Source organism: Streptomyces sp. NBC_01716, assembly GCF_036248275.1.
GTDB lineage: Bacteria > Actinomycetota > Actinomycetes > Streptomycetales > Streptomycetaceae > Streptomyces.
Map to the genome: position 1 here is coordinate 3,784,382 of NZ_CP109181.1, position 12,732 is coordinate 3,797,113.

Sequence of the window (12,732 nt, forward strand, 5' to 3'; positions counted from 1 at the left end):
GTGACTTCCATGGTGTACCCGAGAGCCTTCTCAGGCAAACCCACGCGCCGTACCTTACGCCGAATGGTGGGCGCCTATGCTCGACTTCGTGGAAAACCACTCCTTGCCTCGCACAGCGGCCTTCTTTGACCTGGACAAGACGGTCATTGCGAAGTCGTCGACGTTGACCTTCAGCAAGTCCTTCTATCAAGGCGGACTGATCAACCGCCGAGCCGTACTGCGCACCGCATACACGCAGTTCGTCTTTCTCGCCGGTGGCGCCGATCACGATCAGATGGAGCGCATGCGCGAGTACCTCTCCGCGCTCTGCAAGGGCTGGAACGTCCAGCAGGTCAAGGAGATCGTCGCCGAGACGCTGCACGATCTCATCGACCCCATCATCTACGACGAGGCCGCCTCCCTCATCGAGGATCACCACACGGCCGGACGGGACGTGGTGATCGTCTCCACGTCCGGCGCGGAGGTCGTCGAGCCGATCGGCGAACTCCTCGGCGCCGACCGGGTCGTGGCGACCCGCATGGTCGTCGGCGACGACGGCTGCTTCACGGGCGAGATCGAGTACTACGCCTACGGGCCGACCAAGGCCGCGGCGGTCAAGGCGCTCGCCGCTTCCGAGGGTTATGACCTGGACCGCTGTTACGCGTACAGCGACTCCGCCACCGACCTGCCGATGCTCCAGTCGGTCGGCCACCCGTACGCGGTCAATCCGGACAGGGCGCTGCGTCGTGAGGCGACGGCCCGCGATTGGCCGATTCTCGTCTTCAACCGGCCGGTCCGGCTGAAGCAGCGGCTGCCCGCGTTCTCCATGCCGCCACGGCCGGCGCTCGTCGCGGCGGCAGCGGTGGGCGCGGCGGCGGCCACGGCCGGGCTGGTCTGGTACGCGAGCCGGCGGCGTCAGGCGGCGTCCGCGTGAGCCGACCGGTCAAGGCCGTCCAGTTCGTCCTTATTTGAACCTAAAAGTAAAGTCGCGGAGCGAGGTCTTTCGCTTCTCCACAGACAGGAGTAGAAAGGAATCGACGGCCCGCGAGACCGAGGACATCCGAGAGGATGACCTTAGAACGCACTCAGGCCCCACGGACCGAGCATGAAAACCGAGTACCCACGCCACGTCGACCCGTCGAATACGGGCCAGCCGCACCAGGGACGGGCGAAGTTTCCGACCTGATGGGCAAAACTACGAGGACGCCTGGTAACTCGGTGGACGTGCCAGCGGCGGTACCTCTCGGGTACCGCCGCATTTCTGTCGATACCACCACATCTCCGCTTGTCGATACCGCCGCGTTCCCGCGCGCACCGCGGACGCCTCAGGCCGCGCCGCGCTGAAGCGCCTCGCACACGGCCGTGGACTCCCTGACACCCAGTTCAACCGCGTGCCCGCAGTGTCCGATCCAGGCCGCCATCCCGTCCGGTGTTCCCGACAGATAGCCGTCGAAGGCCGCCACATAAGCGGCGCGTCCCAGTTCGGCGTGCCCGACCTCGGACGGGCAGATCGACTTGGGGTCGAGCCCGCTGCCGACCAGCACGATCCGCTCGGCGGCCCGCGCCACCAGGCCGTTGTACGAGCCGAAGGGACGCAGCGCCAGCAGTTCGCCGTGCACGACCGCGGCCATGACGAGCGCGGGCGCCGAACTCCCGGCGATCACCAACTCGGCGAGCCCGTCCAGCCGTCCGGCGACCTCGTCGGCGGGGGGAAACGGCGCCTCGATCAGCGGCTTGGGGCTCTCGGGCCCCGGCGTCTCGACGACAGGTTCGCCCGCCAGCCTCGGCCGCCCGACCGTCTCACCCGCGACACCGGCAACACTCATGGCCGGAGCCGTATCCACTCCCGTACTCGCACCCGCGCCACCGGCCGCCACCAGATGCAGCCTGGCCAGCACTCGCACGGGTGACTGCCGCCAGATCGAGAGCAGTTGGCCCGCCTCCGCCGTCAGCCGCAGCGCGGCCCCCACCGTCAACGCGTCGGCCGCCGCGCCGAAGTCGCTGCGCCTGCGCACCTCTTCCAGCGCCCAGTCCGCGCCCGAGAGCGCCGCCGACCCGCGCGCGGCACGCAGCGCGGCCTCCGAGGTGACCTCGTTGCTGCGCCGTCTCATCACGCGGTGCCCGTAGACGCGGTCGACCGCCTTCCGTACCGAATCCACCGCGTCGGGGACGCCCGGCAGGGAGCCCAGAGCCGCGAGTGGGTCATGCCCTCGCGGAGCGGGCGAAGCGTTCGGGGCTGTCGTACTCATAGGTAGCTAGGCTACGCGCCCGCAGCGCACGCCCCACGTTGGAGTGGTCTTCCTCACCCGATGTGACAGCACACAGCGACATGACCACTACGCTAGGTGAACATGAAGATCGCTTTCGTGGGAAAGGGCGGCAGCGGCAAGACGACGCTGGCCTCGCTCTTCATCCGCCATCTGACCGCCAACGAGGCCCCCGTCATCGCGGTGGACGCCGACATCAACCAGCATCTCGGGGCCGCGCTCGGTCTCGACGAGGCCCAGACCGCCGCGCTGCCGGCGATGGGCGCGCATCTGCCGCTCATCAAGGAGTATCTGCGGGGCACCAACCAGCGGATCACCTCCGCCGACTCGATGATCAAGACGACACCCCCCGGCGAGGGCTCGCGGCTTCTGCGGGTCCGCGAGTCCAACCCGGTGTACGACGCCTGCGCCCGCACCGTCCGGCTGGACGACGGCGACGTCCAGCTGATGGCGACGGGGCCCTTCACCGAATCCGATCTGGGCGTGGCCTGCTACCACTCCAAGGTCGGCGCGGTCGAGCTCTGCCTGAACCACCTCCTCGACGGCCCGGACGAATACGTCGTCGTCGACATGACGGCGGGCTCGGACTCGTTCGCGTCCGGGTTGTTCACCCGGTTCGACATGACGTTCCTGGTGGTCGAACCGACGCGTAAGGGCGTGTCCGTCTACCGCCAGTACAAGGAGTACGCACGGGACTTCGGCATCGCGCTGAACGTCGTCGGCAACAAGGTCCAGGCCCAGGACGACGTGGACTTCCTCCAGGACGAGGTGGGCGACGACCTGCTCGTCACCCTCGGGCACTCGGACTGGGTGCGGTCCATGGAGAAGGGCCGCCCCGCCCCGTTCGAGCTGCTGGAGGCGGAGAACCGCGTGGCGCTCCAGATGCTGGAGGACGCGGCGGAGGACTCGTACGCCTACCGCGACTGGGAGCGCTACACGCGGCAGATGGTGCACTTCCACCTGAAGAACGCGGAGAGCTGGGGCAATGCCAAGACGGGCGCGGACCTGGCCGCACAGGTCGACCCGGCGTTCGTGCTCCGCGAGGAGACAGCGGTCCCGCAGCCGAGCTGATCGTGGCGGTGGGTGCGGCGCGGCAGAGAGACCTGCCGCACCGCACCCGCCGCTCACACCCCTCGCGACTGACGCGCGCTCAACTCACCGCCCGGCGCCCGGATCCCCTTCGGGCCCCGAGTCCGGCGCCGCCGGGGCCAGCGGTGAGGCGGGCGCCTTGGGCGCCGTCAGATACGACTGCCAGCCCGTCGCCGGCTTCTGGCCGACGCCCAGCTCCCGCAGTCTGTCGAGCGTCGCCGGGTCCTGTGCCTCCAGCCAGTCCACGAGTTCCTTGAAACTCACGCACCGCACGCCGTCCTTCACACAGACGGTCTTGATCGTCTCCTCGACGGCGCGCATGTACGTGCCGCCGTTCCACGACTCGAAGTGGTTGCCGATGATCAGCGGCGCGCGGTTGCCGTCGTAGGCGCGGCCGAAGGCCTGGAGCAGACCGTCACGCATCTGGTTGCCCCAGTATTCGTGCTTGGACGGGTCGCCGTTGACCGTCTTCGACTGGTTGAACATGAAGTTGTAGTCCATCGAGAGCGTCTCGAACTTCCGGCCGGGCACCGGGACGAGCTGGAGCGGGATGTCCCACATCCCCTCGGCCTTCTTCGGCCAGACCTGGTTGCCGATACCGCTGGAGTCGTAGCGGAAGCCCATCGTCCGCGCCGCCCGCATCATGTTCTTCTGCCCTTCCAGGCAGGGCGTGCGGGCGCCGACGAGTTCCTTCTCGTAGTCGAAGGGAAGCGGGGCCTCGTTCGTCATGCCGCTGTTGGTCTTCCAGTTCTTCACGAAGGCCTTGGCCTGGCTGATCTCGCTCTTCCACTCCTCGACGGACCAGCTGCCGACACCGCCGTTCGCGCCGCAGAAGTGCCCGTTGAAGTGGGTGCCGATCTCGTTGCCGTCCTGCCAGGCGCCGCGCAGTTCGCGCAGTGTGTTCTTGATGCCCTCGGCGTCGTTGAAGCCGATGTCCGAGCGGCCGGCCGCGTGCTGCGGGGGGCTGTACTGCTCGGACTTGTCCTTCGGCAGCAGATAGACACCGCTGAGGAAGTACGTCATCTTCGCGTCGTACTTCTTGCCCACCTCGCGGAAGTGGGAGAAGAGCTTCTGGCTGTCCTCGCCGGCGCCGTCCCAGGAGAACACCACGAACTGGGGCGGCTTCTGACCGGGCTTCAGACGTTCCGGCTTGAGGACGCCGGGCTGGGCGCCGGTGTACGCCGTCGAGCCGTCGCCGATGAGCCGCACCGCGCTCTTGGGCGGCCCCTTCTTCGCTCCGAGGGCGCCCCCCTCGGCCTTCGTCCCGGACTTGGTCTCGGACTTCGTCTCCGGGGAGCCGGACCCGGAGCATCCGGCGAGCCCCACGGCCAGCGCCGTCACAGCCGCACCGCAGGCGATCCTCTTTCTGGCGGCCAGCATCCGCCCACCTCTTCCCTCAGATTCTGTGCGTTGAAGCGCCGAAACGCCGAGCACGGCGCCGAGCGCCGACAACGTCGCACTGGGACCCGAGGGGATCCGGTATGACAAGCCGGACAAAATGACTAATCACTCCCAGGGGTGAATGTCTGCCCCATTTGCCCGGAAAGTCACGCCTCAATCTTTACTCTCCATTACGATCCATTTACTGATTGTTGATGATCCCGCCTATGCACGCCGTGACCCACGGCCGCGTCCCCACATATCCCGCGACCGCGCTGCCCCGGAGGAGACGGGAACCATGTCCGCCTGCGTCCCCACCCGCGAAGACCAGCCCCACCGTCCGCACAAGCAGAACGCCGACACTCCACCGCCCGGACGACGGCGGGGATTCCGGATCGCCGGGGCGGACTTCTCCGCCTCCATCTCGGTCTTCCTGATCGCACTTCCGCTCTCCCTCGGCATCGCGCTCGCCACCGGCGCTCCCCTCCAGGCCGGTCTCGTCGCCGCGGCCGTCGGCGGCCTCGTCGTCGGCCGCTTCGGCGGCGCGCCACTCCAGGTCAGCGGTCCGGCGGCAGGACTGACCGTCGTCACCGCCGACCTGATCCATCAGTACGGCTGGCGCACCACCTGCGCCATCACCGTCCTCGCGGGCCTCGCCCAACTCGGCCTCTCCGCCCTGCGCGTCGCCCGCTCGGCACTCGCGGTGAGCCCGGCGATCGTCCACGGCATGCTGGCCGGCATCGGCGTCACCATCGCGCTCGCGCAGTTGCACATCGTCCTCGGTGGCACCCCGCAGAGCTCCGCCGTCGCCAACGTCCAGGGATTGCCCTCCCAGTTGGCGAATCTGCATCCGGGCGCGGTCTCCGTGAGCGCGCTGACCGTGGCCGTCCTGCTCGCCTGGCCTCGTATCCCCGGGCGTACGGGGCGGACCGCCCGGAAGGTGCCGGCGGCCCTCGCGGCGGTGGCGGCGGCGACCGCCGCGGCCGTCCTCGCTGGGCTGAGCCTCGACCGGGTCGATCTGCCCTCCTGGAGCAGCCACGCGCTGCCCGAACTCCCGCAGGGGCCGGCGCTAGGCCTGCTCGCCGCCGTCCTCACCGTCACTCTGGTCGCCAGCGTCGAGTCACTGCTGTCGGCGGTCGCCGTCGACAAGCTGGTGGCCGCGCGCAAGGAGCCGGACATCCAGATCCCGCGCGCCCGGCTCGACCGGGAACTGACCGGGCAGGGCGCGGCGAACGTCGTCTCCGGCGCCCTCGGCGGACTGCCGGTCACCGGCGTCGCCGTGCGCAGCGCGGCCAACGTGGCCGCGGGCGGGATCAGCCGGCACTCGACGATGCTGCACGGGCTGTGGATCGCCGTCGCCGCGCTCTTCCTGGTGTCCGTGCTCGACCTGATCCCGCTGGCCGCGCTCGCCGCGCTGGTCATGGTCATCGGTGTGCAAATGGTCAACATCACGCACATGCGCAGCGTGCGGCGCAATCGCGAACTGCTCGTCTACGCGGGGACGCTGGCCGGTGTGGTGTTCACCGGTGTCCTGGAGGGGGTGGCCATCGGTGTCGCCCTGGCGGTCGCCGTCGCCCTGCACCGGCTCACCCGCACGCGGATCACCATGGACGAGCAGGGCGGCGTCCACCGGCTGCACGCGCGCGGCCAGTTGACGTTCCTGGCCGTCCCTCGGCTCAGCCGGCTGCTGCACCAGGTGCCCCAAGGGAGCGACTGCGTGGTCGAGTTGGACGGTTCGTTCATGGATCACGCGGCGTACGAGGCGCTGCACGACTGGCAGGTCGCGCATCTGTCGCAGGGCGGCACGGTCGAGTTCACGGGCAGATCGGGTGCCCGGATCGCCGAGCCAGCCGAGCCGGTGTCGCAGTCGAGCAGCTGCTGCCGGCCATGGACACCGTGGCGTAACCACCACTGCGGCGATCCGGTCGAGCTCCCCCCGCCGGGTCAGGGGCGGAAGACCGATCACGTACAGGTGTCGAGCCAGTTCCAGGGCGGGCAACTCGCCAGTGGGCTCAGCTCGTTCCAGCGCAATACGGCTCCGCTCGTACGTGGCGAGTTGGCGCGGCTGGCGCGCGAGGGCCAGCAACCCCACCAGCTCTTCCTCACCTGCGCCGACTCACGTCTGGTGACGAGCATGATCACGGCGAGCGGCCCCGGCGATCTGTTTACGGTCCGCAATGTCGGCAATCTGGTGCCCCTCCCCGGGAAGGAGGGTGCGCAAGGACAGGACGACTCGGTGGCGGCGGCGATCGAGTACGCGGTCGATGTCCTCGGGGTCCGATCAATCACCGTCTGCGGGCACTCGGGATGCGCCGCGATGCAGGCCCTCCTCGACACACCCGACAACGAGCCCCGGCACATCGCCGACGGAACGCGCCCCGTCCCGTCCTCCTCCCCCCTCGCCCGCTGGCTGCGGCACGGCCGACCGAGTCTGGAGCGGATGAGGAGCCACGATCACGCGTGGGCCAGGATCTCCGGGCGACTGCCCGCCGATGTGGTCGAACAGCTCTGTCTCACCAATGTCGTCCAGCAGCTGGAGCATCTGCGCGCGCATACGGCGGTGGCCCGGGGCCTCGCCGAGGGCAGGCTCCAACTGCACGGCATGTACTTCCATGTCGGTGAGGCGCAGGCGTATCTGCTCACGTCCGACGGAGAGCCGGACGGCTACGCCGACAGGACCGACGAGGTGTTCAAGCGGGTGGCCCCGACGGCGTTCGAGAAGTCGCGCGCCTGAACCTGCCCGCTCCGGCATCCGTGAGAATGTGTGGCCCCGTTCCCCACCACAGCCGGGGAACGGGGCCACTCACTCCTGCGCCCACTCGTCAGCGCGGCCACATAGGTCTAAACCAATTTCCTGAAGACCCTTGTCACCCGGGCATCTGCCTGATGAGCTAGGCCCGGGGACACATAGGACGCCCTGGGAAAGGGAGATGTCGTGAGCAACGAAAGCCTGGCCAACCTGCTCAAGGAAGAGCGGAGGTTCGCGCCACCGGCCGAACTGGCCGCCAACGCCAACGTGACAGCTGAGGCGTATGAGCAGGCCGCGGCGGACAGGCTTGGCTTCTGGGCCGAGCAGGCGCGGCGGCTCACCTGGGCCACCGAACCGACCGAGACCCTCGACTGGTCGAACCCGCCCTTCGCGAAATGGTTCGCGGACGGCGAGCTCAACGTCGCGTACAACTGCGTGGACCGCCATGTCGAGGCGGGCAACGGCGACCGGGTCGCCATCCACTTCGAGGGCGAGCCCGGCGACAGCCGCTCCCTCACCTACGCCGACCTCAAGGACGAGGTCTCGCGGGCCGCGAACGCGCTCACCGAGCTCGGCGTGACCAAGGGCGACCGAGTCGCCATCTACATGCCGATGATTCCCGAGACGGCCGTCGCGATGCTGGCCTGCGCCCGTATCGGCGCCGCGCACTCAGTGGTCTTCGGCGGTTTCTCGGCCGACGCCGTCGCCTCCCGTATCCAGGACGCCGACGCCAAGCTCGTCATCACCTCCGACGGCGGCTACCGGCGCGGCAAGCCGAGCGCGCTCAAGCCCGCGATCGACGACGCCGTGGCCCGCTGTCCGCAGGTCGAGCATGTCCTGGTGGTACGCCGCACCGGCCAGGACACCGCCTTCAGCGAGGGCCGCGACGTGTGGTGGCACGACATCGTCGACCGCCAGTCACCCGAGCACACGCCGGAGCCGTTCGACGCCGAGCACCCGCTCTTCATCCTGTACACGTCCGGTACGACGGGTAAGCCCAAGGGCATCCTGCACACCTCGGGCGGCTATCTCACCCAGGTGGCGTACACGCACCACGCGGTCTTCGACCTCAAGCCGGAGACGGACGTCTACTGGTGCACGGCCGACGTCGGCTGGGTGACCGGCCACTCGTACATCGTGTACGGGCCGCTGGCCAACGGCGCGACGCAGGTCATGTACGAGGGCACGCCCGACACCCCGCACCAGGGGCGCTTCTGGGAGATCGTCCAGAAGTACGGCGTGACGATCCTCTACACGGCGCCGACCGCGATCCGCACGTTCATGAAGTGGGGTGACGACATCCCCGCCAAGTTCGATCTGTCGTCGCTGCGCGTCCTGGGCTCGGTCGGTGAGCCGATCAATCCCGAGGCCTGGATCTGGTACCGGCAGAACATCGGCGCCGGCAAGACCCCCGTCGTGGACACCTGGTGGCAGACCGAGACCGGCGGCATGATGATCTCCCCGCTGCCCGGCGTCACCGCCGCCAAGCCGGGCTCCGCACAGCGCGCGCTCCCCGGTATCTCGGCAACCGTCGTGGACGACGACGGCAACGAGGTGCCGGACGGCGGCGGCGGATATCTCGTCCTCACCGAGCCGTGGCCGTCGATGCTCCGCACCATCTGGGGCGACGACCAGCGGTTCATCGACACCTACTGGTCGCGTTTCGAGGGCAAGTACTTCGCGGGCGACGGCGCCAAGAAGGACGACGACGGCGATCTCTGGCTGCTGGGCCGGGTCGACGACGTGATGCTGGTGTCCGGCCACAACATCTCCACCACCGAGGTCGAGTCGGCGCTCGTCTCGCACCCGAAGATCGCCGAGGCGGCCGTCGTCGGCGCCACGGACGAGACGACCGGTCAGGCGATCGTCGCCTTCGTCATCCTGCGGGGTACGGCGTCGGTGGACGACGGTCTGGTGGCCGAGCTGCGCAACCACGTCAGTACGGTGCTGGGGCCGATCGCCAAGCCGAAGCGCATCCTGCCGGTGGCCGAGCTGCCCAAGACCCGGTCGGGCAAGATCATGCGACGGCTGCTGCGCGATGTCGCCGAGGACCGTCAGCTCGGTGACGTCACGACGCTCACCGACTCCTCGGTGATGGAGCTGATCCAGACCCAGCTCCCGAGCGCGGCCAGCGAGGACTGATCCCGGTCGGCAGAAAGGCAGCCCCCGGCGCATCGCGCCGGGGGCTCCTCTTTGTAAAGTGGGCGGCGCGTCAACGATGTGTCAAAGAACCAATGGTGCGCCGGGAAGTCTGGTCGGCAGGTCATTTGTCATGCCCGCCGAACTGACTGGAGGCCCCTCGTGGCCACCCCGCGCACCTTCCTCGGACGCCTCCCGCTCCCCGAGCGGACGTATCTCGCGAGCGCGCTGCGGACCGAGACGGTCGGCGGCGTCCTGCTCCTCCTCGCCGCCGTCGCCGCGCTGATCTGGGCCAACACCCCCATCAGCGCCAGCTACGAGACCGTCGGCGACTTCCATCTGGGCCCGGCCTCGCTCGGTCTGGACCTCTCGATCCAGCACTGGGCCGCCGACGGCCTGCTCACGATCTTCTTCTTCGTCGCCGGCATCGAGCTGAAGCGCGAACTGGTCGCCGGAGAGCTGCGCGACCCGAAGGCCGCAGCCCTCCCCGTGATCGCCGCGCTCTGCGGCATGGCCATGCCCGCCCTCGTCTATGTACTGGTCAACGTGGTGGGCGGCGGATCCACCGACGGCTGGGCCGTCCCCACCGCCACCGACATCGCCTTCGCGCTCGCCGTACTCGCCGTCCTCGGCACCTCACTGCCGTCCGCACTGCGCGCCTTCCTGCTCACCCTCGCCGTGGTGGACGACCTCTTCGCCATCCTGATCATCGCGATCTTCTTCACCAGCGACATCGACGTCGTGGCGCTGCTCGGCGCCTTCGCCGGTCTGGTCGTCTTCTGGTTCCTCCTGAGGAAGGGGGTGCGCGGCTGGTACGTGTACGTCCCGCTGGCCCTCGTCATCTGGGCCCTGATGTCCAACAGCGGCGTCCACGCCACCGTCGCCGGTGTCGCGATGGGTCTGATGCTCCGCTGCGTCAGGCGCGAGGGCGAGGAACAGTCCCCGGGCGAGCACATCGAACATCTCGTCCGCCCGCTGTCGGCCGGTCTCGCCGTGCCGCTCTTCGCGCTCTTCTCCGCGGGTGTCCCGATCAGCGGCGGCGCGCTCGCCGACGTCTTCACCCGGCCGGAGACCCTGGGGGTGGTGCTGGGGCTCGTGGTCGGCAAGACGCTGGGCATCTTCGGCGGCACCTGGCTGGCCGCACGCTTCACCCGGGCGTCCCTGAACGAGGGTCTGGCCTGGCCCGACATCCTCGCCGTGTCGACGCTCGCGGGGATCGGCTTCACCGTCTCGCTGCTCATCGGCGAACTCGCCTTCACCGGCGATCCGGGGCTGACGGACGAGGTGAAGGCGGCCGTCCTGACGGGTTCGGTGATCGCCGCCGTACTCGCCGCCGTACTGCTGCGGCTGAGGGTGCGTAGATACCGGGCGCTGTACGACTCCGAGGAGCGCGACGAGGACCTGGACGGTATTCCTGATGTCTACGAGCAGGACGATCCGGAGTACCACCTGAGAATGGCCGCCATCTACGAGGGGAAGGCGGCGGAGCACCGCCGGTTGGCCGAACACGCCGCAGCGGCGCGCGATGACGGCGCCGGTCCGGCATGATCTGACATCCGGCATGATCTGAAGGCGCGGAGCCTGAAGAACCCCAGAACTGCGCGAGCGCAGCCGAAACGAGGGAGTCAACGATGAGCGACCCCGGCAGCCATGCCGCCGTCACCACCGCCGCGGGCGACGGCGTTCCAGCCGTCCGGGTCAACGGGGACCGCAGCCTCGGGCAGTTGGTCTCATCGGCCACGGCCGAGATGTCCGCGCTGGTGCACGACGAGATCGCGCTGGCCAAGGCCGAGCTGCGACAGGACGTCAAGCGGGGCGCGACGGGCGGCGCCGCGATCGGCATCGCGGCGGTGTTCGCACTTTTCTCGCTGCCGGTGCTGAGCTTTGCCGCCGCGTACGGGATCCACAACTGGGGCCTCGGGCTCGCCTGGTCGTTCCTGATCGTGGGAGGAGCGTTTCTGCTCATCGCGGGGCTGCTGGCGCTGATCGCGCTGCGGAAGTTCAAGCGGGTCAAGCCCCCGGAGAAGACCATCGCGTCCGCCAAGGAGACGGCCGCCGTCCTCCAGACGGTCAAGCCGCATCCCCGCCCGGTCCATGAGACGGGCAAGACTGTGGCACGCTCGTCTGCATGACCGCCCCCGAAAACGGCCCCGACTCCGCCCCCGGCAGCTTTCCCGCGACGGTCGCGGCGGATGTGCGCCTCGACGGTCCCTGGACCCACCGGGACGTGGCCGCCAACGGAGCCCGCTTCCATATCGCCGAGATGGGCGACGGGCCGCTGGTGCTGCTCCTGCACGGCTTCCCGCAGTTCTGGTGGACCTGGCGGCACCAACTGCCCGCGCTCGCGGAGGCCGGGTACCGGGCCGTCGCGATGGACCTGCGGGGTGTGGGGGGCAGCGACCGTACGCCCCGGGGTTACGACCCCGCGAATCTGGCGCTCGACATCACCGGTGTGATCCGCTCGCTCGGCGAGCCGGACGCCGCGCTCGTCGGGCACGACCTGGGCGGGTATCTCGCCTGGACCGCCGCCGTGATGCGGCCGAAGCTGGTGCGCCGGCTCGTGGTGTCGTCGATGCCGCACCCGCGCCGCTGGCGTTCGGCGATGCTGTCGGACTTCTCGCAGAGCAGGGCCGGCTCGTACATCTGGGGATTCCAGCGGCCGTGGCTGCCCGAGCGTCAGCTCGTGGCCCGCGAGGGGGCGTTGGTGGGCGAGCTGATCCGTGGCTGGTCGGGGCCGCAGCCGCCCGACGACAAGACGGTCGACATCTACCGGCGGGCGATGGCCATCCCGTCGACGGCGCACTGCTCGATCGAGCCGTACCGCTGGATGGTGCGGTCGATGGCGCGGCCGGACGGGATCCAGTTCAACCGGCGGATGAAGCGCCCGGTGCGGGTGCCGACCCTCCAACTGCACGGGTCGCTCGATCCGGCCATGCGTACGCGCAGTACGGCCGGCTCCGCCGAGTACGTCGAAGCGCCTTACCGCTGGCGGCTGTTCGACGGTCTTGGCCATTTTCCGCAGGAGGAAGACCCCGTGGCTTTCTCCACGGAGCTCATCAACTGGCTACAGGATCCGGAGCCCGACCGCTGATCAGCGCCGTGTCGGGCCGGTCCTCGGGTGACCCCGAG

At 69.1% G+C, this 12,732-nt stretch carries 9 protein-coding genes; 7 read left to right on the top strand and 2 right to left on the bottom strand.

The annotated features are described in order from the left end of the window. Positions 1-76: 76 nt before the first annotated feature. Positions 77-913: an HAD family hydrolase gene (locus tag OIE74_RS16520; protein WP_329383851.1), complete on the top strand. Its 837-nt coding sequence runs from the start codon at positions 77-79 to the stop codon at positions 911-913. A gap of 391 nt (positions 914-1,304) precedes the next feature. Here OIE74_RS16520 and OIE74_RS16525 read toward each other — a convergent pair whose 3' ends face one another. Then, on the bottom strand, positions 1,305-2,228 hold the full coding sequence (locus OIE74_RS16525) for an oxidoreductase (protein WP_329383854.1): 924 nt from the start codon (positions 2,226-2,228) through the stop codon (positions 1,305-1,307). A gap of 102 nt (positions 2,229-2,330) precedes the next feature. On the opposite strand from OIE74_RS16525, the gene OIE74_RS16530 reads away from it, so the two are divergent. After that, complete coding sequence (locus OIE74_RS16530; RefSeq protein WP_329383857.1) at positions 2,331-3,317, top strand: ATP-binding protein; 987 nt, start codon at positions 2,331-2,333, stop codon at positions 3,315-3,317. A gap of 84 nt (positions 3,318-3,401) precedes the next feature. Here OIE74_RS16530 and OIE74_RS16535 read toward each other — a convergent pair whose 3' ends face one another. Then, a complete protein-coding gene (locus tag OIE74_RS16535; protein WP_329383860.1) occupies positions 3,402-4,715 on the bottom strand; it encodes a hypothetical protein in 1,314 nt (437 codons plus the stop codon). A 298-nt stretch (positions 4,716-5,013) separates the two neighbouring features. Between OIE74_RS16535 and OIE74_RS16540 the strand changes: the two genes are divergently transcribed. From OIE74_RS16540 to OIE74_RS16560, 5 genes are all read left to right on the top strand, one after another. Beyond that, positions 5,014-7,449 (top strand): SulP family inorganic anion transporter, encoded by a 2,436-nt coding sequence (locus OIE74_RS16540; protein WP_329383863.1) that lies wholly within the window; start codon positions 5,014-5,016, stop codon positions 7,447-7,449. A 201-nt stretch (positions 7,450-7,650) separates the two neighbouring features. Then, on the top strand, positions 7,651-9,606 hold the full coding sequence (gene acs, locus OIE74_RS16545; RefSeq protein WP_329383866.1) for an acetate--CoA ligase: 1,956 nt from the start codon (positions 7,651-7,653) through the stop codon (positions 9,604-9,606). Positions 9,607-9,765: 159 nt separating this feature from the next. Then, complete coding sequence (gene nhaA, locus OIE74_RS16550) at positions 9,766-11,151, top strand: Na+/H+ antiporter NhaA (RefSeq protein ID WP_329383869.1); 1,386 nt, start codon at positions 9,766-9,768, stop codon at positions 11,149-11,151. A gap of 83 nt (positions 11,152-11,234) precedes the next feature. Beyond that, complete coding sequence (locus OIE74_RS16555) at positions 11,235-11,735, top strand: phage holin family protein (protein WP_329383871.1); 501 nt, start codon at positions 11,235-11,237, stop codon at positions 11,733-11,735. Continuing rightward, a complete protein-coding gene (locus tag OIE74_RS16560; RefSeq protein ID WP_329383873.1) occupies positions 11,732-12,694 on the top strand; it encodes an alpha/beta fold hydrolase in 963 nt (320 codons plus the stop codon). Before OIE74_RS16555 ends, OIE74_RS16560 begins: the two co-directional genes overlap by 4 nt. Positions 12,695-12,732: the final 38 nt, after the last annotated feature.

What these genes read in the sequence shown, in the direction of transcription:
- OIE74_RS16535 (WP_329383860.1), bottom strand. Translation starts at nt 4,715, where the DNA reads ATGCTGGCCGCCAGAAAGAGGATCGCCTGCGGTGCGGCTGTGACGGCG.
- OIE74_RS16520 (WP_329383851.1), top strand. Translation starts at nt 77, where the DNA reads ATGCTCGACTTCGTGGAAAACCACTCCTTGCCTCGCACAGCGGCCTTC.
- OIE74_RS16555 (WP_329383871.1), top strand. Translation starts at nt 11,235, where the DNA reads ATGAGCGACCCCGGCAGCCATGCCGCCGTCACCACCGCCGCGGGCGAC.
- OIE74_RS16525 (WP_329383854.1), bottom strand. Translation starts at nt 2,228, where the DNA reads ATGAGTACGACAGCCCCGAACGCTTCGCCCGCTCCGCGAGGGCATGAC.
- OIE74_RS16530 (WP_329383857.1), top strand. Translation starts at nt 2,331, where the DNA reads ATGAAGATCGCTTTCGTGGGAAAGGGCGGCAGCGGCAAGACGACGCTG.
- OIE74_RS16560 (WP_329383873.1), top strand. Translation starts at nt 11,732, where the DNA reads ATGACCGCCCCCGAAAACGGCCCCGACTCCGCCCCCGGCAGCTTTCCC.
- OIE74_RS16540 (WP_329383863.1), top strand. Translation starts at nt 5,014, where the DNA reads ATGTCCGCCTGCGTCCCCACCCGCGAAGACCAGCCCCACCGTCCGCAC.